At 65.9% G+C, this 20,687-nt stretch carries 20 protein-coding genes and 1 tRNA gene; 10 read left to right on the top strand and 11 right to left on the bottom strand.

Annotated elements, in window-relative coordinates:
* Window positions 1-60: 60 nt before the first annotated feature.
* The 6 genes from PU724_RS02805 to PU724_RS02780 form a co-directional block, all read right to left on the bottom strand.
* On the bottom strand, window positions 61-987 hold the full coding sequence (locus PU724_RS02805; RefSeq protein ID WP_354419557.1) for a heme-dependent oxidative N-demethylase family protein: 927 nt from the start codon (window positions 985-987) through the stop codon (window positions 61-63).
* A complete protein-coding gene (locus PU724_RS02800) occupies window positions 984-1,271 on the bottom strand; it encodes a YciI family protein (RefSeq protein ID WP_127311933.1) in 288 nt (95 codons plus the stop codon). Before PU724_RS02800 ends, PU724_RS02805 begins: the two co-directional genes overlap by 4 nt.
* A 19-nt stretch (window positions 1,272-1,290) precedes the next feature.
* Window positions 1,291-1,953, bottom strand: coding sequence for an aminotransferase class IV family protein (locus tag PU724_RS02795; protein WP_354419555.1), 663 nt, complete (start codon window positions 1,951-1,953; stop codon window positions 1,291-1,293).
* Window positions 1,902-3,047, bottom strand: a complete 1,146-nt coding sequence (locus PU724_RS02790) for an aminodeoxychorismate synthase component I (RefSeq protein WP_354419553.1) — start codon at window positions 3,045-3,047, stop codon at window positions 1,902-1,904. Before PU724_RS02790 ends, PU724_RS02795 begins: the two co-directional genes overlap by 52 nt.
* A 162-nt stretch (window positions 3,048-3,209) precedes the next feature.
* Window positions 3,210-4,013, bottom strand: a complete 804-nt coding sequence (locus tag PU724_RS02785) for a proton-conducting membrane transporter (RefSeq protein WP_354419551.1) — start codon at window positions 4,011-4,013, stop codon at window positions 3,210-3,212.
* Window positions 4,014-4,368: 355 nt separating this feature from the next.
* Entirely contained in the window at window positions 4,369-6,207 is a 1,839-nt protein-coding gene (locus PU724_RS02780) for a M3 family oligoendopeptidase (protein ID WP_189340655.1), read from the bottom strand.
* A 140-nt stretch (window positions 6,208-6,347) separates the two neighbouring features.
* Between PU724_RS02780 and PU724_RS02775 the strand changes: the two genes are divergently transcribed.
* The 3 genes from PU724_RS02775 (at window position 6,348) to PU724_RS02765 (ending at window position 10,335) form a co-directional block, all read left to right on the top strand.
* Complete coding sequence (locus PU724_RS02775; protein ID WP_354419549.1) at window positions 6,348-7,874, top strand: sigma-54-dependent transcriptional regulator; 1,527 nt, start codon at window positions 6,348-6,350, stop codon at window positions 7,872-7,874.
* A 391-nt stretch (window positions 7,875-8,265) separates the two neighbouring features.
* On the top strand, window positions 8,266-10,125 hold the full coding sequence (locus tag PU724_RS02770) for a peptidoglycan L,D-endopeptidase MepK (RefSeq protein ID WP_354419547.1): 1,860 nt from the start codon (window positions 8,266-8,268) through the stop codon (window positions 10,123-10,125).
* 136 nt (window positions 10,126-10,261) lie between these two features.
* Window positions 10,262-10,335, top strand: a tRNA-Gln gene (locus PU724_RS02765).
* A 109-nt stretch (window positions 10,336-10,444) separates the two neighbouring features.
* On the opposite strand, the gene PU724_RS02760 is transcribed toward PU724_RS02765, so the two are convergent.
* On the bottom strand, window positions 10,445-11,083 hold the full coding sequence (locus PU724_RS02760; RefSeq protein ID WP_320319548.1) for a 2-dehydro-3-deoxy-phosphogluconate aldolase: 639 nt from the start codon (window positions 11,081-11,083) through the stop codon (window positions 10,445-10,447).
* Between the two features lie 179 nt (window positions 11,084-11,262).
* Here PU724_RS02760 and trhO point away from each other — a divergent pair, with 179 nt between their 5' ends.
* Window positions 11,263-12,192 carry an oxygen-dependent tRNA uridine(34) hydroxylase TrhO gene (gene trhO / locus PU724_RS02755; protein ID WP_354420151.1) on the top strand — a complete coding sequence of 310 codons (930 nt, stop codon included), beginning with the start codon at window positions 11,263-11,265 and terminating at the stop codon, window positions 12,190-12,192.
* Window positions 12,193-12,215: 23 nt separating this feature from the next.
* On the opposite strand, the gene PU724_RS02750 is transcribed toward trhO, so the two are convergent.
* Window positions 12,216-12,578 (bottom strand): YybH family protein, encoded by a 363-nt coding sequence (locus tag PU724_RS02750; RefSeq protein ID WP_354419546.1) that lies wholly within the window; start codon window positions 12,576-12,578, stop codon window positions 12,216-12,218.
* A gap of 201 nt (window positions 12,579-12,779) precedes the next feature.
* Between PU724_RS02750 and PU724_RS02745 the strand changes: the two genes are divergently transcribed.
* Complete coding sequence (locus PU724_RS02745; protein ID WP_127285380.1) at window positions 12,780-13,523, top strand: tellurite resistance TerB family protein; 744 nt, start codon at window positions 12,780-12,782, stop codon at window positions 13,521-13,523.
* 231 nt (window positions 13,524-13,754) lie between these two features.
* Window positions 13,755-14,507 (top strand): SDR family oxidoreductase, encoded by a 753-nt coding sequence (locus PU724_RS02740; protein WP_127285389.1) that lies wholly within the window; start codon window positions 13,755-13,757, stop codon window positions 14,505-14,507.
* A 29-nt stretch (window positions 14,508-14,536) separates the two neighbouring features.
* Here PU724_RS02740 and PU724_RS02735 read toward each other — a convergent pair whose 3' ends face one another.
* Window positions 14,537-15,721, bottom strand: coding sequence for a pyridoxal phosphate-dependent aminotransferase (locus tag PU724_RS02735; protein WP_354419543.1), 1,185 nt, complete (start codon window positions 15,719-15,721; stop codon window positions 14,537-14,539).
* Window positions 15,722-15,804: 83 nt separating this feature from the next.
* On the opposite strand from PU724_RS02735, the gene PU724_RS02730 reads away from it, so the two are divergent.
* Genes PU724_RS02730 through denD form a run of 4 tightly spaced genes read left to right on the top strand, consistent with a single transcriptional unit; the run spans window position 15,805 to window position 18,667 of the window.
* Complete coding sequence (locus PU724_RS02730) at window positions 15,805-16,491, top strand: GNAT family N-acetyltransferase (RefSeq protein WP_127285382.1); 687 nt, start codon at window positions 15,805-15,807, stop codon at window positions 16,489-16,491.
* Between the two features lie 13 nt (window positions 16,492-16,504).
* The gene (locus PU724_RS02725; protein WP_128275409.1) at window positions 16,505-17,491 is read left to right on the top strand and encodes a cation diffusion facilitator family transporter; all 987 of its coding nucleotides are present in this window, start codon (window positions 16,505-16,507) and stop codon (window positions 17,489-17,491) included.
* Window positions 17,491-17,697: a hypothetical protein gene (locus PU724_RS02720; protein WP_127285384.1), complete on the top strand. Its 207-nt coding sequence runs from the start codon at window positions 17,491-17,493 to the stop codon at window positions 17,695-17,697. Before PU724_RS02725 ends, PU724_RS02720 begins: the two co-directional genes overlap by 1 nt.
* Window position 17,698: 1 nt before the next feature.
* Window positions 17,699-18,667, top strand: a complete 969-nt coding sequence (gene denD, locus PU724_RS02715; RefSeq protein ID WP_354419540.1) for a D-erythronate dehydrogenase — start codon at window positions 17,699-17,701, stop codon at window positions 18,665-18,667.
* Between the two features lie 14 nt (window positions 18,668-18,681).
* Here denD and PU724_RS02710 read toward each other — a convergent pair whose 3' ends face one another.
* Both PU724_RS02710 and PU724_RS02705 read right to left on the bottom strand, forming a co-directional pair.
* Window positions 18,682-19,842, bottom strand: coding sequence for a nickel/cobalt transporter (locus PU724_RS02710; protein ID WP_354420150.1), 1,161 nt, complete (start codon window positions 19,840-19,842; stop codon window positions 18,682-18,684).
* 160 nt (window positions 19,843-20,002) lie between these two features.
* Complete coding sequence (locus PU724_RS02705; protein ID WP_354419538.1) at window positions 20,003-20,671, bottom strand: DUF1007 family protein; 669 nt, start codon at window positions 20,669-20,671, stop codon at window positions 20,003-20,005.
* Window positions 20,672-20,687 lie beyond the last annotated feature (16 nt).

Raw genomic sequence — 20,687 nt, 5'->3', positions numbered from 1 at the left:
ATCATTGTCACAAACCAGCGAAAAGCGCCAACCACCGGCCAGGCCAGCCCGGCGGCGTGGTCAAGCCGCCCTGGCCATATCGGCGAGGAAGGCGACCAGGCGGTTGCGGTCGGATGTCAGGCCCTTGTAGTCGAGCTGTGCCTCGTCGAGCGCCTCAAGCTGCGCGGCGAAGGATGCCGCGAGCGTTGCCCTGTCGGGATGGCGGGCCAGCACCTTGAGCGGGTCGAGATGGATGCGGATGGTGAACAGGATGTCGCGCGAGGCCGGCAGCTTGCGCAGCGTCTGGCGCTCGACGCGGATGAAGGCGTGGGCGTCGACGTCGCCATCATGGAAGCGCGAGGGCCGATTGGTGGCGCGGTCGATGCGCTGCAGGTTGGAAAGCGGATGATAGAGCGCGTCGCCGGCCTGGATCGACCAGTTGTAGCGCTCGACCGCCTGGCCCTGGAGACCGTCGAACATGCGGTTGATCAAGTCGGCCGGACGCGTTCCTGGTCCGAAGCCGGGCACCGGCGCATGGATCTGCTGTAGCGGCTTGCCGAATTTTTCGGTGAGCGACCAGGATGAGGGAAAGCAGAGCGAGCCGGCGGCCAGCCGCCAGCCGCTTTCGTCCCGGCGCATCAGGATCAGATCCTCCTGGACGAGCAGGGATGCCTTGACGAGCGGCGCCTCGCGCAAGGCCGCGGTCGGACCGCCGCCGCTCTCGGCGCCGATGACCTCGACGTCGGCGCTCATGCCGCGGTGGGTGCCGGGGTGCTTCGCCGCGAGATAGGCGACGACGAGGTCGAGCACCTCTTGCTGCGCCTCGCGCGTGCCGCCTTCCTCGACAAAGACCTTCTCGGGGATTTCCGCGTAGAGCCGGCGCTTCTCGGCGAGGTGAGCAGGCAAGTTCTCGTCGACATCGAGCCATTGGTCGAGGCCGAGCGGCTTGAGCCCGATGGTGAAGGGCTTTGACGAGCCGTCATAGGGCGTATGGGCGGGCCTGCTCATACTTCCTTGAACGCGTCCAGCTGGGCGACGGTCATTTTCGCCGTGAATTCGGTGACATCGTAGTCGGCAGCGCCTGCCCTGGCGAAAGGATCGTCCGCCAGCCTGGCATCGAGCACGTCACGCGGACCACGCGCGATGATGATGCCGCCGGTCCTTGGCCGCTTCGGCCCGGAGGCGACGAAGATGCCTTCGGCGTAGCAGGCTTTCAGCCATTCGACATGCGCGGGCCCCAGCCGGTCAATCTCGGTCAGCGGCACCTTGTAGTTCAGCGAAACGACGAACATTGCATTCTCCCAGCCTGCGTCAGGACAGTTTTGCGGGGATCAGGCCGCGCAGCGAATTGCCGACGTAGACCGCACGGGCGGCCTTCAGATCTTCAAGGGTGTAGATCGCTTCGACGGCGCGGCCTTCATCCAGAACCTCGCCGCGCAATACGCCAGGCAAGAGGCCGCAGTCGAGCCGAGGCGTTGCCAGCACGCCGTCGCCGAAATCGGCGAAGAGATTGGTGATCGTGCCCTCGCAGAGCTCGCCGCGCTCGTTGGCGAGCAGCACCTCGTCGGCGCGGCTGGCGAGATATTCGGCGCGCGCGTGCTGGTAGGCATCGCGGCGGCTGGTCTTGTGGCGAAGCAGCGTATCGCCGGAATCGAGGCGGACGCGCGCCAATTGCAGCCGCCAGACCTTGTCGGCGGCGAGCGGCTCAAAGGGCTGCGCGGCGGCCGTCACCTCGCCGTTGCGCGCAAGCGAAAGGCGGATGCGCAAGGCGACCGTTTGCCGGCCAACCGTGTCCATCAGCACTTCGCCGACCCGCTGCGGATCGCAGGCGAAGCCGAGTTCCGCCGCAGATGCGTAGAGCCGCGCGAGGTGACGCTCGAAGCGCAGGAAGCCGGAGCCCGGCTCCCAGCGCATGGTCTCGATCAGCTCGAAATCGGCACGGTTCCCGTCGCGAAGCGCGCTTTCAAGAGACACTCCCGGTACTCCTCCTCGGCGGTGGAATCGAAGACGACGCCGCCGCCGACATTGTAGACGGCCTCGCCGCTGGAAAAGAGCGAGATGGTGCGGATCGCCACGGAAAAACGCATCGTGCCGCCGGGCGCGATCCAGCCGATGGCGCCGCAATAGACGTCGCGCGGCACGGCTTCGAGATCGTGCAGGATCTCCATGGCGCGGATCTTCGGCGCGCCGGTGATCGAGCCGCAGGGAAACAGCGCCGCAAGAACCTGCCGGATGCCGACATCAGGCAGCAGTCTCGCCCGCACGCGGCTGACCATCTGGTGCACGGTCGGATAGGTCTCGATGCGGAACAGCTCCGGCACCTCGAGCGTGCCGACCTCGCTGATCAGCGAGATGTCGTTGCGCAAGAGGTCGACGATCATGCGGTTCTCGGCCTGGTTCTTCTCGTCCTTGCGCAGGAACGATTTCAGACGCGCGTCCTCGGCCCTGGTCGCGCCGCGCGGCGCCGTGCCCTTCATCGGATGCGTCTCGATCATGCCTTCGGCGTCGATCTCGAAGAACAGCTCCGGCGAGCGCGACAGCACGATCGGATCGCCGAGCGTAATCAGCGCGCCGTATTTCACCGGCTGGCGCTCGGTCAGCGCGTCGAAGGCGGCGAGCGGATCGCCGGACCATTGCGCCCGCACCGGAAAGGTCAGATTGCCCTGGTAGCAGTCGCCCTTGCGGATGTGGCCGTGCAGGCGCGCGAAGCGCTTCGCATAGTCTTGCGCCGACCAGGCGGCACGAGCGTCGAAGATCGGGCCGTTGGTCGCGGGACCGGCACGGCGCGGCACCGCCTGTTCGGCAGGAGCGTCGAAGACGCCGAGGCAGACCAGCGGCGCGCGCCGGCCCTCGGGCAGCAATGGCACCAGCTTCGGCTCGAGCAGATATCCCGCTTCATACGAGAAGTAGCCGGCCAGCCATTTGCCGGCATCGGAGGCCGCCTGCGCGGCTTCAAGCGCCGCGGGGAAATCGTCCGCGTCGTGCGCGACGATGATCTCGGCCGGCCGGTCGAAGACCAGCTGGCGGCCGCTCTCGTCGTTGCGGAAAATGGCGGAGGGCAGGGGCATGGCTCGAGTGTTCGGTCGGTGGTGCAGCGATCGCTCTATATGGGGGGGCGGCGGCGCGCAATCGAGGGAGCGGCGTCGAGAGCCGCAAAGGCGGCTGGACCAAAGGAAAGCGGCGGTGTCCATGCGCACCGCCGCTTGTCATGCGCCGGAAGCGCAAGCCGATCAGGTGTTGCTTGCGGTTCCCGCGGTCGGGAAGCGGCGGGCGAATTCCGTTTCGTCGCCGGCGGCGAGCAGCTTCGCCTGCTCGATCCATTGCTCGCGCGCGATACGTCCGTCGAAATTCAGCACCTCCTCGATGCGCTTGACGTCGTCGGCCGTCCAAGCGGCGATCTGGGCGTAACTTGTAACCCCAAGGCCCTTGAGCAGCTTTTCATTGACCGGGCCGATACCGATCAGCCGGCGCAAATTGTCGGCCGTCCCTATCGCCGGCTCGTCTGCTGCCGGCGCTGACTGGGCCGGTGCAGGCGCGGCTGTCTTTGCCACCGCGTTGGGGGCCGCGGCCTTGGGCGCGGCGGCCGTCTTTGATGCCGCAGGCTTTGCGGCGGCAGGCTTGGTTGCCGCCGGCTTTGCAGCGGCAGATTTGGCAGCGGCCGGCTTGGCGGCTGCGGGCTTGGCCGAAGCAGGCTTGGCGGCAGCAGGCTTGGCGGCAGCAGGCTTGGCGGCAGCAGGCTTGGCCGCTGCTGGCGTCGAGATCAGCGCCGCGGGTGCTGGGGCGGAGGCCTTCGCCGCGCCGGATCCAACCGGCGCTTCGCGCAGCCGGCGCTCGAGATCGGCGCGGGCACGGCCGCAAGCATCGAGCTCACCGGTCAGCCTGTCGGCATCGGCACGCACCTTGTCGCGCTCGCTGCGCGTGCGCTCCAGATCACCGCGCAGGCCGTCGAGCTCGCCGCCCAGGCGGCCCCAGATGAACCAGCCGGCCACCACACCCACGATGAACGCCAGGAGCATGTAGAAAAAAGTGCTCATTCTCTCTCTCCAGTCCGATCCGTCTGCCGTGGCCTGGAGTGACGACCTTGGCGCAAGACCGTTCGATGGTTCCGCTGGGCGGAACAGCCGGCTTCAATCGAGCTGTCGGCGATCGGCTCTTCGCCATGGCCAACGGCCGCATCGCATTCGCCGAAGGTCGCCACCGGCCGAGATTGTCCCTTGCCTGAGCTCCGGCTGAGCTTGAGGCCGGACGCTACCATACGGCTTGTGGAAAGCTAACGGAAAAAATTCCCGGAGAGTCATTCAAGAACAAATATTTATGCCAAGAACAGGCCACTCCCAACATGCGTTCCGTCTAAACTATTCTGGCGACGCTCAGGGGCAGGGCCACCCTTCACTTGTCCAGCGCTTCCAGTTCGTCGATCAGGCCGCCGATCACGCCGAGCCCGATCTGCCAGAAGGCGGGGTTGGTGGCGTCGAGACCGAAGGGCGCCAGCAGCTCGGAATGATGCTTGGTGCCGCCGGCGCGCAGCATCTCGAAATACTTCTCCTGAAAACCGCGCTCGGCATTCTGGTAGACCGCGTAGAGCGAGTTCACCAGGCAATCGCCGAAGGCATAGGCGTAGACATAGAAGGGTGAATGGATGAAGTGCGGGATATAGGTCCAGAACACTTCGTAGCCGTCGCGCAGCTTGATCGCCGGGCCGAGGCTCTCGGCCTGCACCTCCAGCCAGAACTGGCCGAGCCGGTCGGAGGTCAGCTCGCCGTTCTTGCGCTCGGCATGCACCTTGCGCTCGAATTCGTAGAAAGCGATCTGGCGCACCACGGTGTTGATCATGTCCTCGACCTTCTGGGCGAGCATGGCCTTGCGCTCGCGCCGGTCGGTGGTCTGGTCGAGCAACGAGCGGAAGGTCAGCATCTCGCCGAAGACGGAGGCGGTTTCGGCCAGCGTCAGCGGCGTCGAGGCCATCAGCGCGCCCTGGCCGCCCGCCAGCACCTGATGCACGCCATGGCCGAGCTCATGCGCGAGCGTCATCACGTCGCGCGGCTTGCCCATGTAGTTGAGCAGCACATAGGGATGCGCCGACGGCACGGTCGGATGGGCGAAGGCGCCGGGCGACTTGCCGGGCCGCACCGGCGCGTCGATCCAGTTGCGGTCGAAGAAGGTGCGGGCGATTTCGGCCATGTCGGGCGAGAAGCGCTGATAGGCCGACAGCACCGTGTCCCGGGCATCGTCCCAGCGGATGACCGCCTGCGGGGTCTCGGGCAAGGGCGCGTTACGATCCCAGTGGTTCATCACTTGCATGCCGAGCCAGCGCGCCTTCATCGCATAGTAGCGATGCGACAGGCGCGGATAGGCCTCGCGCACGGCGGCGGCCAGGGCGTCGACCACACTGCGCTCGACGCGATTGGCGAGGTGGCGTGAATCGGCGATGTCCTCGAAGCCGCGCCAGCGGTCGGAAATCTCCTTGTCCTTGGCCAGCGTGTTGGTGATCAGCGTGAAGGTGCGCAGATTCTTGCGGAAGGTCGCGGCCAGCGCCTCTGACGCCTGGCGGCGCACTTCGCCGTCGGCGTCCTGCAAGCGGTTCAGCGCCGGTTCCAGCGCCAGCTCCTCGCCGCCGACGTCGAAGCGCAGATCGGTCATCGTCTCGTCGAACAGCCGGTTCCAGGCGCCGCGTCCGGTGATCGACTTTTCATGGAAAAGCTGCTCGACTCGATCCTCGAGCTGGTAGGGCTTGTCCTTCCTGAGGTCGAGCACCCAAGGCCGATAGTGGGCAAAGCCCGCGTCGGCGGCGAGCGCGCCCTCGATCACCGCGTCGTCGATCAGATTGAGTTCGAGTGCAAAAAACAGAAGATGCGCGCTGGCGTCCGTCATCTTCTCCTGGATATCGCCATAGAGCTTGGCGCGCTGCGGGTCGGCGGTGTTGCCGGCATAGACCAGCCCGGCATAGGAGACGATGCGTCCGATCAGCTCCTCCAGCGCCTCATAGGCGCGCAACGCTTCGCCCAGGCGGCCGGCGGCGCCGCGCTCGGCCTCGGCGGCAAGCGTGCCTTTCCAGCGCGTCTCGAAGCTGATGGCATCCTGCGCCGCCTTGGCGATGTCGCGCTTCAGCTCGGCCGCTTGCATGCCGGAATAGAGGTCGGCGAGGTTCCATTCCGGCAGGTCGCCGAGCTCCGCCGCGCCGTGACCGGACGCTACCGCCGCGAGCTGCCCATCAGAAACCATGCGCATCAAATACCTTCCAGAAGCTGGGAAAGAGAGAAGCCGGTCAAATCCTAAGGAATTCGTTCACCGGGTTTTTTGAAACCTTATTTAGAACCCTGTGCCAAGATGATCCATGGGGATTTCTCGGGCCAGGCATCAACACAGTCATGACAGGTTCCATACTCATAGTCGATGACGATCCCGTGCAGCGCAGGCTGCTCGAGGCGGCAGTGACGAAATTCGGCCACGGCGCGATCGTCACCGACGGCGGCGAGGCCGGCCTCGGGGCTCTCGACGGACCTGGCGCGCGCGACGTGTCGGTGGTCATTCTCGACCTCGTCATGCCCGGCCTCGACGGCATCGGTGTCCTGAAGGCGATGCGCGAGCGCGGCATCCACGTTCCGGTCATCGTGCAGACCGCGCAGGGCGGCATCGAGACCGTCGTATCGGCGATGCGCCACGGCGCCTTCGATTTCGTCGTCAAGCCGGCCTCCCCCGACAGGCTGCAGACCGCGATCTCCAACGCCCTGAAGGTCGAGGCGGTCGAAGACGAGATGAAGCGCACGTCCAGGCGGCGAGGCAGCCACCTGACCTTCAAGGACCTGATCACGCACAGCCCGGCGATGGACCGGGTGATCCGGCTCGGCCAAAAGGCGGCGGCGTCCAACATCCCGATCCTGATCGAGGGCGAATCGGGCGTCGGCAAGGAGCTGGTGGCGCGCGCCATCCAGGGCAGCGGCGACCGCCGCTCGAAACCGTTCGTCACCGTCAATTGCGGCGCCATCCCCGACAATCTCGTCGAATCGATCCTGTTCGGCCACGAAAAGGGCTCGTTCACCGGCGCCACCGACAAGCACACCGGCAAATTCGTCGAGGCGCATTCGGGCACGCTGTTCCTCGACGAGATCGGCGACCTGCCGCTCGACGTCCAGGTCAAGCTGTTGCGCGCGGTGCAAGAGGGCGAGGTCGATCCGGTCGGCGGCCGTTCGACGGTCAAGGTCGACATCAGGCTGATCTCGGCGACGCACCGCAATCTCCTGCAGCAGGTCAAGGACGGCCGTTTCCGCGAGGATCTGTTCTACCGGCTCAACGTCTATCCGATCTTCGTGCCGCCGCTGCGCGACCGCCGCGACGACATTCCCTATCTGGTCAGGCATTTCATGGAGAAGGTGGCGCCTGCCGATCCCCGTCGCCGTCCGCAAGGCATCTCGGCCAGGGCGCTCGCCATGCTGCAGGCCTATGACTGGCCGGGCAACATCAGGCAGTTGGAGAACGCCGTCTTCAGGGCTTCCGTGCTGGCCGAAAGCGAGCTGCTGACGGAAGAGGAGTTTCCGCAGATCCGCGCGCAGCTGGAAGGCACCGTCAAGCTCGATGTCGAAATTGGCGCGCCAGCGCCTGAGCTGAGCGGTGACGACGACGTGGCCGGCGAACCGGGGGTGGTCGTGGCCGAGCCCGATCCGCCGGCAAGGCTGCAGCCGCGCTTCGGGACGTTGCGGGCACTGGACGAGCGCGGCAATGTGCGCGCGCTGGCCGAAGTCGAACTGGAAATGATCAAGCTCGCCATCGACCATTACAATGGCCAGATGAGCGAGGTCGCGCGCCGTCTCGGCATCGGCCGTTCGACCCTCTACAGGAAGCTCAAGGAATACGGCATCGACCCGGAAAGCGGCCGCATCGAGCGCCTTGCATCCTGACCCGCCGAGCCCTGTTCGCAAGCTCCGGACCAGTTCCGTCCTCTGGTGCGGGCCCGCTCGGCATTGATCGCGGCGCCGGCGGCGCCGCAGCGACTCGATTATGGCTGCGATCACGCAATTAAGGCCCGCGGTAACAGATCGTGTTTCGGCCAAAGGCGGAAAAATGATCTAAACCAGCAATTTACCAAGAAACGCAGTGCAACATTTTTGACGGGATATCGCCACGGTGTTACCGCATTTCGGCTTCAATAAGCGATGATTAACCATTAGGATCGATATTCGGATGTGAGAACAACACATCCGTTTGGGCAAATCCGGGGACAAACGGCAGCCTGCAAGGCCATTTGATTTGAACCAAGTCGAACGACACACAGACGGGCGGCATTATCACATGAGCGTCTGGCCGAGATGGCTGGCTGCTGTGATTGTTGCGCTTGGTTTCCTCGCCGCGGCCGTGACCGGCGCCAGCGCCGAAGTTCGTTCGCTGAAGCTCTATCACCTGCACACGCACGAAAAGGCCGAGATCGTCTACAAGCGCAATGGGCGCTACGATCCCGAGGGCCTGCGCAAGATCAACATCATCCTGCGCGACTGGCGCCGCAACGAACCGACAAAGATGGATCCGCGGCTGCTCGACCTGGTCTGGGAAGCCTATCGGCAGAGCGGCGCCACCGACTACATCCAGGTCGTCTGCGGCTATCGCTCGCCGGCGACGAACTCGATGCTGCGCAGCCGTAGCCGGGGTGTCGCCGAGAAGAGCCAGCACATGCTCGGCAAGGCGATGGATTTCTATATCCCCGGCGTGCCGCTGAAGAAGCTGCGCAACATCGGTCTCAAGATGCAGGGCGGCGGCGTCGGCTACTATCCGTCGTCGGGCTCTCCGTTCGTGCATATGGATGTCGGCAATGTGCGCCACTGGCCGGGCATCAGCCGCCAGGAACTGGTCGGGGTCTTCCCGAATGGCAAGACGCTGCACGTGCCGAGCGACGGCAGGCCGCTGCCGGGCTACGAACAGGCTTTGGCCGCCTACAAAGCCCGTAAGGGCGCCGGCACCCCCAACATCGAACTGGCCAGCGCCGGCGGTTCGACCAAGCGGTCCGGCGGGCTGCTTGCTGCCTGGTTTGGCGGCGGCGAAGACGAGGCGGACGACAGCGCCGATGTCGCGACTGCCGCGCCTGCGCCCAAGCCGAAGAGCGTGAAACCGGCGGCGGCGGCCAAGAGCAGCAACCTGCCTGGCATCGCGATCGTGTCACCCAAGGACGCGCAGCGCGCAAACATTCCACAGATCGCCGACGACAATTCGGCCGATTCGGAACCTGAGCAGGACACGCCGGAGACGATCATCGCGGCGCTGCCGCCAAAGGAGGTCCCGCTGCCGGACTTCGCGCCGCGTCCGAAGACCGATGTCGGCCGGCAGACGCCTGAGAGCGTGCCGTTCGGCGTGGCCGACGCATCGACGACGACCGAGCAGGGGGTTGCGACGGCGCATGCGCCGGTCAGCGTGCCTTTCGGCATGACCAATCCGACTGCTGCGGATGCCGCGACTGCCGCCGCAGATCCGGCGCAGGTCGCGGTCAACAACATCCCGCTGCCGACATGGCGTCCTGACCGTTCGTTGCCGGCCGATCTCGCAGCGCAGGACAAGAGCGTGCTGCTGGCGCTGGCCGACACCGCCCAGCACAACAAGACCGCGACCGATGCGTTCTCGGTCCTGCCCAGCGCGCGTCCGGATGAGGCCAAGGCGGACGAGGTCAAGCCGGATGAAGTCAAGGCCGTTCTAGACGAGGCCAACGCCACGAGCGAGGCCAGTGTCGCGAGTGGCGACTATCAGGTCGCCTCGCTCGAGCCGCGCTCGGCATTCAACGATCCGTCCGGCGTCGATGCGGCCTCGCCGCGCGACGCCATCGCCAGCCGCCCGGCCGGTTCCGATCCGGCGCTGGCAATCGGTGCCGGCGTGAAGACGACGCGCAAGGAAGCCAGGGCCAGCGCCCGCGACCTGAAGCCTGGGCCGAAGGCAATGGTGGTTGCCGCCGCGCCGCAGGCCGCGCGCTGGGCACTGAACAGCGGCGAATACGTCGCCACGGTCTCCGGCGCCACGACGGCGCCGCGCTATGCCTACAACATCGTGCATACGCCGCCGAGCGAGGTCTATACGGCGGGCTTCCAGGCCGACAACCAGATGGCGGATGCCAACCGGTTCACCGGCAATGCCGTGAAGTTCCTCTCGGTCGCCCGTTTCCAGACCAAGTAGGCGACAGGCCAGACAATCGCAAAGCCGCGCCGGGCGACCCGCGCGGCTTTTGCTTTTGAGGCAGGCAATCCGCGGCGCCGTTCGGGTCGGCGCTGGCTTCGGCGGGGCCGGGATGCTAACGACGTGACGCCTGCTTTCCCGCTTCGTCTAACGGTAGGACAGCGCCCTTTGAAGGCGTGAATCGTGGTTCGAATCCATGAGCGGGAACCAGCGGCTGCCGACCCGTCAGCAACCGGCTCGGGCCTGCGCATCGCGCGCTGATTGCATTCCAGGCAACTGGCCCGGTCGGTAGCCGGCCGGGTCTTTCGTGTCCCGGACGCTACTTCTTGAGCTGGCTCGCCGCGCGGGCCAGGGCCTCGATCTCGTCCCACTTGCCGGCCTTGACCATGTCGTCCGGCGCTACCCAGGACCCGCCGACGCAGACGACGTTGGGCAGGGCGAGATAGTCGGCGGCGTTCTTGGCGCTGATGCCGCCGGTCGGGCAGAACTTCACGTCGGCGAGCGGCGAGGCGAAGGCCTTCAGCGAGGCAATGCCCCCAGATTGCTCGGCCGGGAAGAATTTCAGGAAGCGCAAGCCGGCCTCGCGGGCAGCCATGATCTCGCCGGGCGTGATGGCGCCGGGCAAAAGCGGCACCTCGCTGTCCTTCGCCGTCGCCAGCAACTGGCTGGTGATGCCGGGGCTGACGATGAATTTCGAGCCGGCGCGTGCTGCCTCGTCGAACTGCCCGGCGTCGAGAATGGTGCCGGCGCCAACGATGGCGTCCTCGACCTCGCCGGCGACGCGCCGGATCGCTTCCAGCGCATCGGAGGTGCGCAGCGTGATCTCGATCGCCGGCAGGCCGCCACGGGCGAGCGCGCGGGCAAGCGGCACCGCATCAGCGACATTGGCGATCTTGAGCACCGGTATGACGGGCTGGCCATTGAGGAGCGACAGGAGCTTCTCGGTCTTGCTGGGCATTCGCTTGGTCTCTCCGGTATCGATCGATTTCAACCGATTAGCAGAAGGGGTATCCCGAGTCCACGAAACGAGGCGTGTCGCGATGTCACGCACCGGCGACGAGTGCCAACAGCTTCCCCGGACGGCGGCTGGCCGGCTCCGCCTTGAATCGGCTTTCACCACGGTTTAGTGGCATGGCGATGACAATTTCCGCCCGAACCAATTCTGTGCGCGTCGCCGCGCTGTACAAATTTGCCCGGCTCGACGGCTTCGAGGCGCTGCGCGCGCCGCTCGCCGCCTTCTGCTGCGGGCGCGGCATCAAGGGCACGCTGCTACTTGCGCATGAGGGCATCAACGGCACGGTTGCCGGCAGCGAGGCCGACATCGCCGCGCTGGTCGACCATCTGAACTCCATCGAAGGCCTCGCCGGCCTCGAGGTCAAATACAGCGCCGCCGCCGACATGCCGTTCCACCGCATGAAGGTGCGGCTGAAGCGCGAGATCGTCACCATGGGCGTCGAGGATCTCGATCCGGCGACCAGCGCCGGCACCTATGTCGCGCCGGCCGACTGGAACGCACTGATCTCGGACGAGAACACCATCGTCATCGACACCCGCAATGCCTATGAAGTGTCGATCGGCACCTTCAGGGGCGCGGTCGATCCGGCGACCGCAAGCTTCCGCGAATTCCCGGCCTGGGTCGAGCGGCATCGCGACCAACTCGAAGGCCGCAAGGTGGCGATGTTCTGCACCGGCGGCATACGCTGCGAGAAGGCGACGGCCTATGTGAAGTCGCTCGGCTTCGAGGATGTGTTCCACTTGAGGGGCGGCATCCTCAAATATCTGGAACAGGTGCCCGCCGAAGAGAGCCTGTGGCAAGGCGAATGCTTCGTCTTCGACGAACGCGTGTCGGTGTCGCATGGCCTTGCCGAAGGCGAGGCCGAACTCTGCCGCGCCTGCCGGCATCCGCTGACGGTCGACGACCGGCTGTCGCCGCGCTATGCGGCCGGCGTCTCCTGCCCGCATTGCCACCAGGTCCGCTCCGACGAGGATCGCGCCCGCTACGCCGAACGCCAGCGACAGGTCGAACTGGCCACCGCGCGAGGCAAAGGCCCGCATATCGGCAGCTAGCACCGCTGCCGACCTTCGTCGCATCACCACGCGACGGAGTAGCGGTCGATGACCCACAGCCACGTGCCATCCGCTTGCCGGCGGGCGACCTCGGTGGTGATGGTGCCGTCGGGAAGCCGGGTCGAGGTGAGCGCCAGGTCGCCGTTGATGGCGGCGGGCCGCTGCTCGCCGCGCTGGAATTTTCGCCCCGTCGCGATGATCTCGGCGAACAGCGCGCGGATGGCCTCGCGGCCGTGCGTCAGGTCCTTCTCGCCGCTGTCGATGACGGCGTCGGGCGCGAACAGCGCCACCATGCCGTCGATGTCGCCGGCCCATTGCCGGGCGATCAAAAGACGTTCCAGGTCCTGCGGATCACGCGCCGGCTGGCGGTCCTGCTCATTGGCCATTGCAAGGCTCCTCTCCTCGACAGAACCCAGATTAGGCCAGACCGAGGCCGGTTTCGACACATCGGTTCCAACTTCGAGGCGCGCCCGCATTTGTCGCAAAGCGCCTGCCCGTCATTGTAATGTCAGCATGCGGGACCTACGTCTGCGACGTCCAAACCTGCTCGTCCATGTTTCGGCGCGGGCCCAATTCTGGAGGCATTGATGTTCGATCCCAAGAAGCTTCTCGACGATCTGCTCGGCTCGCAGGTTCCCGGCACCAGCGGCACCGTCCGCGACAAGGCCGGCCAGGCCGTGCAGATGGCCAAGGACAATCCGCTGGCCGCCGGCGCGCTGGCCGCGGTGCTGCTTGGAACGGGAACCGGCCGGCAGGTGACAGGCACCGCCATCAAGCTCGGCGGGCTGGCCGCGATCGGCGGCCTCGCCTACAAGGCCTACCAGAACTACAAGGCCGGCAACGCGCCGGCCGAGACGCCGGCTGCCGGCGAGCCGGAGCTCTTACCGCCGCCCAAGGACACCGCCTTCCACCCTTCGCAGGCCCCGCAAGGCGAGGAGGAGTTCACGCTGACATTGGTGCGGGCGATGATCTCGGCGGCGAAGGCCGACGGCCATGTCGATGACGAGGAGCGCCAGAAGATCGCCGGCAAGCTGCAGCTCGCAGGCATCGGCACCGAGGCGGAACAATTCCTGATGGCGGAACTGGAGAGCCCGCTCGACCTGGATACGCTGGTCGCCGGCGCCCAGACCGACGCGCAGAAGCTCGAACTCTATACGGCCTCGCGCCTTACCATCGATCCCGACACGCGCGCCGAACGCGGCTATCTCGACCTGCTTGCTGGCCGTCTCGGCCTGCCGGACGCGCTGGTCGACCATGTCGAGGCGACGGTGTCGGCGGCCAAGGTGCCGGTTTCCGACAAGCCCGGAACCTCGCCCAATCCGCGCTGGTGAGGCGGAGGCGGAACAGCCGACGCCGCGCACGGTAACGTCTCGTTAACCGAGGAAGCGCATCATTCTAAGCAGTCGGACCGGCTTTTCCTCCTCCCAAGCCCGGTTCAGATCAGGGCGGTCGCCAATGACCGCCCTTTTTGTCGGGCCTGATGGCTGACAGTTGGCTTGCCATCGCTTGCGTCATTTGCGATGCCAAGTTGCAGCGATGACCGGAGGACACCGATGACTGCCATGACAGAGAAAACCGCCATCGTTACCGGCGCCGGCACAGGCATCGGCAAGAGCGTCGCCACGGCGCTGCTCAGGAACGGCTGGAACACGGTGTTCTGCGGACGCCGCAAAGCGGTGCTGGAGGAAGCGATCGCCGAGGCCGGCAAGACCGAGGCCAAGGCGCTGGCGGTTGCCTGCGACATCAGCAAGGCCGATCAGGTCGACGATCTGTTCGAAACGGTGGTCGAAGCCTTCGGCCGCGTCGACCTGCTCTTCAACAATGCCGGCATGGGCTACAAGTCGACGCCGATCGACGAGATCCCGGTCGAGGTCTGGAACGATATCGTCGGCGTCAACCTCACCGGCTCGTTCCTGTGCGCCCGCGCCGCCTTCGGCGCCATGCGCCGGCAAAAGCCTATGGGCGGCCGCATCATCAACAACGGCTCAGTGTCGGCCTATGCGCCGCGTCCTGGCTCGGTGCCCTACACGGCGACCAAGCACGCCATCACCGGGCTGACCAAGACGCTGGCGCTCGACGGCCGGCCCTACGACATCGCTTGCGGCCAGATCGACATCGGCAATGCGCTGACCGAGATGGCGCAACCAATGACGGTCGGCGTGCCGCAGGCCAACGGTTCGATCGCCGCCGAGGCGGTGATGGATGTCGAGCGCGTCGCCGACGCCGTCGTCCACATGGCCAGCCTGCCGCTCGACGCCAACGTGCTGTTCATGACGGTGATGGCGACGAAGATGCCGTTCGTCGGGCGCGGGTAGCGCCCGACCTTCCCGCGAGGGAAGCGAGGTCACTTCTTCAGGAAGGTCTCGATCCGCTCCAGCGCGCGCAAGATGTTCTCCTCGGAATTGGCGTAGGAGAGCCTGATATAGCCTTCGCCGAGAATGCCGAAATCGGGACCGCCGATCAGCGCCACGCCGGCGTCCTCGAGCAGTGCCGAGGCGAGCTTCTTGGCCTTCCAGCCGGTCTTCGAGACATTGGGGAAGGCATAGAAGGCGCCCCTCGGCGTGATGCAGGAAATGCCCGGCAGCGCGTTCAGCCCCTCGACCACGATCTTCCTGCGGTTGTCGAAGGCGCGCATCATCTTTTCGACATCGTCCTGCGGGCCGTCGATCGCGGCGATGCCGGCATACTGGCTCGGCGCGTTGACGCAGGACCAGCAGTTGACCGCCAGCTTGCGCACTTTGTCGTAGAGATGCGCGCCCTTGTCGCCGTTCGGCCAGATCGACCAGCCCATGCGCCAGCCGGTCATCGCCCAGGTCTTCGACCAGCCGTTGAGCACGATCAGCCGGTCGCGGATCTGCGGGAAGTTGAGCAGCGAAAAATGCGTCTCGCCGTCATAGGTCATGACGTCGTAGATCTCGTCGGAGAGGATGGCGACATGCGGATGCGCCTCCAGCCCCTTGACCAGCTTCTCGATCTCGGCGCGCGGGGTGACGCCGCCGGTCGGGTTGGCGGGCGAGTTGAGGATCAGCAGCCTGGTCTTCGGGGTGATCAGCGCCAGCGTCTCGTCGGCAGAGAAAGCGAAGCCGTTTTCCTCGCGGATCGGCACCGGAACCGGGGCGGCGCCGGTGAACTCGATCATCGAGCGATAGATCGGAAAGCCGGGATCCGGATACAGGATATCGGCGCCCGGCTCGCCGAACATCAGGATCGCCGCGAACATGGTCGGCTTGCCGCCGGGCAGGATCATCACGTTCTCCGGTGAGACCTCGACACCAGTGGTGGTCAGCGTGCGGCGCACGACAGCCTCGCGCGTCGCCAGCAGGCCGTTGGCCGGCGTATAGCCATGGTGGCCGTCGCGCAGCGCCTTGATCGCCGCCTCGACGATGTGCTGCGGCGTCTTGAAGTCCGGCTGGCCGATGCCGAGATTGACGATGTCGCGGCCCTGATGGGCAAGTGCGGTGGCGCGCGCCAGCACCGCGAAGGCATTTTCCTCGCCGAGCCGGTCGAAAGCCGCGATCGTGTGGAGCATTTTTCCCGTTCCTGTGGTTCTTACTGTGGGCGAGCGTTTTTGTGAGCGTCCTTCGGCAAAAGTCAAACAGATTGGAGTTTTCGGTGTCGGAAAATCTCAAGGATTGGCAGCCGCGCCCGCGCCCCGAGCGCAAGGTGCTGGAAGGGCGCCATGCCAGGCTCGAACCGCTGAGCGCCGCAAAGCACGGCGACGGCCTCTACGAGGCCTCTTCGGTGTCCGATATCGGCGGCCGCTTCGCCTGGCTTCCCGACTATCCGCCGGAAACCCGCGACGCTTTCCAGCCGTGGCTGGACAAGGTCGAGGCCAGTGAGGATCCGCTGTTCTTCGCCGTCATCGACAAGGCGAGCGGCAAGGTCGCCGGGCGGCAGACGCTGATGCGCATCGACCCTGCCTATGGCGTGATCGAGATCGGCAACATCTATTGGGGGCCGCTGATCTCGCGCAAGCCGGCGGCGACCGAGGCGCAGTTCCTGTTCATGAAATACATCTTCGACGATCTCGGCTATCGCCGCTACGAATGGAAATGCAACAACCGCAACGAGCCGTCGAAGCGCGCCGCCGAGCGTTTCGGCTTCAAGTTCGAGGGCATTTTCCGTCAGCACCTTGTGGTCAAGGGCGAAAACCGCGATACCGCGTGGTACTCGATCATCGACAAGGAATGGCCGGCGCTGCGCGAAGCCTACGAGGCATGGCTCGATCCGGCCAATTTCGACGATGAAGGCCGCCAGAAGCGGCGGCTCGAGGATTTCCGCGCCGCGTCCGGCGCGTAGCAGGAGTTCCGCGATGGCGCACAGCCACGATCATGGGTCTGGAGGGCATGGCCACAGCCATGGCGCGGGCCATGTGCATGGCTCGACCGACAAGAAGCGGGTGCTGATCGCCGCCTGCCTGACCGCCGGCTTCATGGTCGCGGAGGCTCTCGGCGGCCTGCTGACGGGGTCGCTGGCGCTGCTTGCCGATGCCGGCCACATGCTTGCCGATGCGATCGCGCTCGGGCTCGCGTGGTATGCCTTCCATCTCGCCGGCCGCCCGGCCACGGTTCGCCTGACCTACGGGTTCGGCCGGGTCAAGACGTTGGTCGCCTACACCAACGGCATCGCCATCTTCGCCATCGCGCTCTGGATCGTCTACGAAGCCTGGGGCCGCCTGATGGCGCCGGCGCCTGTGCTCGGCGGGCCGATGCTGGTGGTGGCGACCGCAGGCCTGCTGGTCAACATCGCGTCATTCTTCGTGCTGCATGGCGGCGACCGCGAAAGCCTCAACATGCGCGGCGCGATCCTGCATGTGCTGGGCGACCTGCTCGGCTCGGCCGCGGCCATCGCGGCGGCCCTGGTCATCCTGGCGACCGGCTGGACGCCGATCGATCCGATCCTGTCGGTTCTGGTCTCGCTGCTGATCCTGTGGACGGCGTGGTCGCTGATGCGCGAGGCCGCCCATGTGCTGCTCGAAGGCGTGCCGGCGAGCCTCGACCGCGACGTGATCGCCAAGGATCTGGAGGTCGCGGTCAAGGGCGTGCGCGAGGTGCACCACATGCATGTCTGGTCGCTCGACGGTTCGAGCAACATGGCGACGCTGCACGCCTGCCTGAACGACGGGGTCGACGCGCACAGCGCGGTCAGCGCCATCAAGAAGCGGCTCGCCGCCGAGCACGGCATCAGCCATGCCACCGTCGAACCGGAATTCGGGCATTGCGCCGACGATGATGACGATCACGATCACGACCATGATCACGCGCATCATGCGGCGCCGCATCGCGGTCACTATCACTGATGGATCGCGATACACGCAATGCGGCGCTTGGCGCGTTCTGGGTGCTGCTCCTGTTCGGCATCGCCGCCTATTTCCTGCCGCGGGTGATGCTGGCGGCCGGCAGCGTCTCGACCATCCTGGCCGCGGCCATCGCGGCCGTCTTCATGGTGGCGATTTTCGTGGTCTTCTGGCTGCGTGGCCGCAGCCAGCGCAAGAAGGATCCTTGAGATGCGCGTGTTGATTACGGGCGCCGCCGGCATGGTCGGCCGCAAGCTGATTGCCCGGCTGGCCAAGGACGGGCAACTGCGCGGCCGCAAGATCAGCGCGCTTGAGCTGCACGATATCGTGGCGCCTGAAGCGCCCGCCATGCCGGGGGTCGATGTCTCCCTCCACACCGGCGACCTTTCCGCGCCGGGCGCCGCGGCAAGCCTGCTCGCGGCGCGGCCGGACGTGATCTTCCATCTGGCCGGCATCGTGTCGGGCGAGGCGGAAGCCAATTTCGACCTCGGCTACCGGGTCAATCTCGACGGCACGCGCGCGCTGTTCGACGCCGTGCGTCTGGCGGGGTTTGCGCCGCGCCTCGTCTTCACCTCGTCGATCGCGGTGTTCGGCGCGCCGTTCCCGGATGTCATCCCGGACGAATTCCACCCGACGCCGCTGACCTCCTACGGCACGCAGAAACAGATGAGCGAGGCGCTGCTCGCCGACTATACGCGGCGCGGCTTCTTCGATGGCATCGGCATCAGGCTGCCGACCATCTGCGTGCGGCCAGGCAAGCCGAACAAGGCGGCCTCGGGGTTCTTCTCCGGCATCATCCGGGAGCCGCTCGCCGGCCAGGAGGCGATCCTGCCGGTGCCGCGCTCGGTGCTGCATACCCACGCCAGCCCGCGCTCGGCGGTGAACTTCCTGATCCACGCGGCGGAGATCGACGGCGCCGCCGTCGGGCCGCGCCGCAACCTCACAATGCCCGGCGTCGCCGTTACCGTCGGCGAGCAGATCGAGGCGCTGGAACGGGTCGCCGGATCGAATGTGGCGAAGCTGATCCGCGAGCAGCCCGACGACACCATCTGGGCGATCGTCAAAGGCTGGCCGACACGGTTCGAGGCGAAGCGCTCAAGGGAACTTGGGTTCGCCGCCGAGACGAGTTTCGACGAGATTATCCGCGCCCATATCGAGGACGAACTGGACAACAAGTAGTCGGTGATCCGCCGTCAGACGCCGCCGGTCAGGCCGGCCGACAGCAGCAGCAGCCCCACGACGAAGATGAACGCCGCGCCGCCGATCTCGACGAAGGAATGGATGCGGTTGCCCATGCGGCCGTCGCCGGCGAAATAGACGGCCCAGTTCTTGGCGGTCACCGCAAGCGTCGCCAGGGCAGAGACGGTGATCGCGGTGCCGATCGACATGGCGAGCACCGACAGCAGGCCGCCCAGCCAGAGGCCGTTGAGCAGGGCAAAGCTCAGCACGATCAGCGCGCCAGAGCAGGGGCGGATGCCGACGGCGGCCACCGCCGACCACGCCGTGCGCCAGTCGAAATGGTCGCCCGACAGCAGCGCCGGATCGGGAGCGTGCGAATGGCCACAGGTCTCGCAGACTTCGCCGGCGGCGTGGTCATGATGGTGGTGATCGTGCGCGTGATCGTGCGCGCCGTGGTCGTGGTGATGGTGATCATGCGCGCCGTGGCCATGCGCGTGCGAATGGTGGGCCGCGTGGTCGTCCTGGTCGTGCGTGTGAAGGGCGTGGGCATGCGCGGCGTGCGAATGACCCGCATGTGAATGCCCTGCGTGGGAATGGCCGGCCTGCGAGTGTCCTGCATGCGAGTGCCCGGCATGGGCCGCCGAGAGGCTGTAGGCCGTGCCGGCGCCGAACAGGCGGCGGATGGCGGGACCCGCCTTGCGCCAGAGCAGCCAGGCGCCGAACAGGGTGACCAGCACATAGCTGGAGATTTCCAGGAACCATGCCGCGTCGGTCATCGACACCGCGGTGCCGCGCAGCACGAAATAGGCGAGCATCATGACCACGACCGCCGTCAGCCCTTGCAGCAGCGCCGAGACGAAGGACAGCATGATGCCGCGCTTCAGCGCCACCTCATTGGCCACCATGTAGGACGAGATCACCGCCTTGCCGTGTCCGGGGCCGGCGGCGTGGAAGATGCCATAGGCGAAGGAGAGGCCGATCAGCAGCCACAGCTTGCTGCCGTCCTGGCGCATCGCTTTCATCGCGCTAGCCAGCGCATGGTAGAATTCCTGCTGGCGCAGGTTGATCCACATCAGGATATGGGCGAACGGACCGCTGGCGGAGGGCGCCATGCCGTCATTGGTGCCGATGCCGAGCGAGCTCTGCGCATGGGCGGCTCCGGGCAGATGCGTCATCACCAGGGCGGCGGCCAGGAGGCCGAGTGCTAAGCGGATATTCGTGTGATACCCCACGAATATCCGCCTAGATTCCCTTGTTTGCCGCAGGTTCCGATCGCAAAACCGCAGGACACTTTTGCGGAACCTGCTTGCGCGCAGCGACGGTTTCATCACCGATCTATCCTTCCGGCGGGCAGTTCAGTTCGAGCTTGGTGGCGAAGATCTTGCTCATGTCGGTGCCTGTCGGATCGTTGAAGAAGGCTTCCGTCAGGGTCTTCTGGTTCTCGGCGATCGCCTCATCCGGGTCGGGGCGGACGACCTTCCTGGTGCAGGTCGAGGGCAGGCCCTCGACGGTCAGGTTCGAATCGTCGGTGAAGTCGATCGCCGTGTAGAAGGTCGGGTCATAGACGCCGATGTCGATCTTGCCGGCAAGCTTGATCGGGACCTTCGGTTCGGATTCGAACAGGATGATCAGCTGGTCATTGTCGAAATTGGCCATCAAGTGCGGCGGCGGGGTCATCGCCACATCCTTGCCGTCCTGGGTGACGAGCTGGAAATAGTTGAACTCCGCCAGCGAGGAATGGACGGTGTCGGCCACTTCCTTCAGCTCCTTGTCGTCAAGCTTCAGGTCGGAGTTCTTGTCGAACTCCATCATCACCGTACTCGAAAACAGGTCGTCGAAACGCCAGAGATGGCGCAACGCCTTCACACTTTGGTGATCCTCGCTGAGGATGACATCGAGCCGGGCCTCGGCGAAGACGTGGGGATGCACCTCGGCCGGTCCGACCGCGGCGAACGTCGCCGCCATGGCGGAAGACAGCATGATTGCTTGCCGTTTCAGGTGCATTTGCGGATGGCGATTC

Origin of the sequence: Mesorhizobium abyssinicae (genome assembly GCF_049887195.1) — a bacterium.
Taxonomy (GTDB): Bacteria; Pseudomonadota; Alphaproteobacteria; order Rhizobiales; family Rhizobiaceae; genus Mesorhizobium; species Mesorhizobium abyssinicae.
Note: the sequence above shows the minus strand (reverse complement) of the source record. Positions and strands in the feature narration are given on the sequence as shown.

Coding starts and splice junctions, on each gene's coding strand:
- PU724_RS02805 (WP_354419557.1), bottom strand. CDS start 987: ATGAGCAGGCCCGCCCATACGCCCTATGACGGCTCGTCAAAGCCCTTC.
- PU724_RS02800 (WP_127311933.1), bottom strand. CDS start 1,271: ATGTTCGTCGTTTCGCTGAACTACAAGGTGCCGCTGACCGAGATTGAC.
- PU724_RS02790 (WP_354419553.1), bottom strand. CDS start 3,047: ATGCCCCTGCCCTCCGCCATTTTCCGCAACGACGAGAGCGGCCGCCAG.
- PU724_RS02785 (WP_354419551.1), bottom strand. CDS start 4,013: ATGAGCACTTTTTTCTACATGCTCCTGGCGTTCATCGTGGGTGTGGTG.
- PU724_RS02780 (WP_189340655.1), bottom strand. CDS start 6,207: ATGCGCATGGTTTCTGATGGGCAGCTCGCGGCGGTAGCGTCCGGTCAC.
- PU724_RS02775 (WP_354419549.1), top strand. CDS start 6,348: ATGACAGGTTCCATACTCATAGTCGATGACGATCCCGTGCAGCGCAGG.
- PU724_RS02770 (WP_354419547.1), top strand. CDS start 8,266: ATGAGCGTCTGGCCGAGATGGCTGGCTGCTGTGATTGTTGCGCTTGGT.
- PU724_RS02760 (WP_320319548.1), bottom strand. CDS start 11,083: ATGCCCAGCAAGACCGAGAAGCTCCTGTCGCTCCTCAATGGCCAGCCC.
- trhO (WP_354420151.1), top strand. CDS start 11,263: ATGACAATTTCCGCCCGAACCAATTCTGTGCGCGTCGCCGCGCTGTAC.
- PU724_RS02750 (WP_354419546.1), bottom strand. CDS start 12,578: ATGGCCAATGAGCAGGACCGCCAGCCGGCGCGTGATCCGCAGGACCTG.
- PU724_RS02745 (WP_127285380.1), top strand. CDS start 12,780: ATGTTCGATCCCAAGAAGCTTCTCGACGATCTGCTCGGCTCGCAGGTT.
- PU724_RS02740 (WP_127285389.1), top strand. CDS start 13,755: ATGACAGAGAAAACCGCCATCGTTACCGGCGCCGGCACAGGCATCGGC.
- PU724_RS02735 (WP_354419543.1), bottom strand. CDS start 15,721: ATGCTCCACACGATCGCGGCTTTCGACCGGCTCGGCGAGGAAAATGCC.
- PU724_RS02725 (WP_128275409.1), top strand. CDS start 16,505: ATGGCGCACAGCCACGATCATGGGTCTGGAGGGCATGGCCACAGCCAT.
- PU724_RS02720 (WP_127285384.1), top strand. CDS start 17,491: ATGGATCGCGATACACGCAATGCGGCGCTTGGCGCGTTCTGGGTGCTG.
- denD (WP_354419540.1), top strand. CDS start 17,699: ATGCGCGTGTTGATTACGGGCGCCGCCGGCATGGTCGGCCGCAAGCTG.
- PU724_RS02710 (WP_354420150.1), bottom strand. CDS start 19,842: ATGACGCATCTGCCCGGAGCCGCCCATGCGCAGAGCTCGCTCGGCATC.
- PU724_RS02705 (WP_354419538.1), bottom strand. CDS start 20,671: ATGCACCTGAAACGGCAAGCAATCATGCTGTCTTCCGCCATGGCGGCG.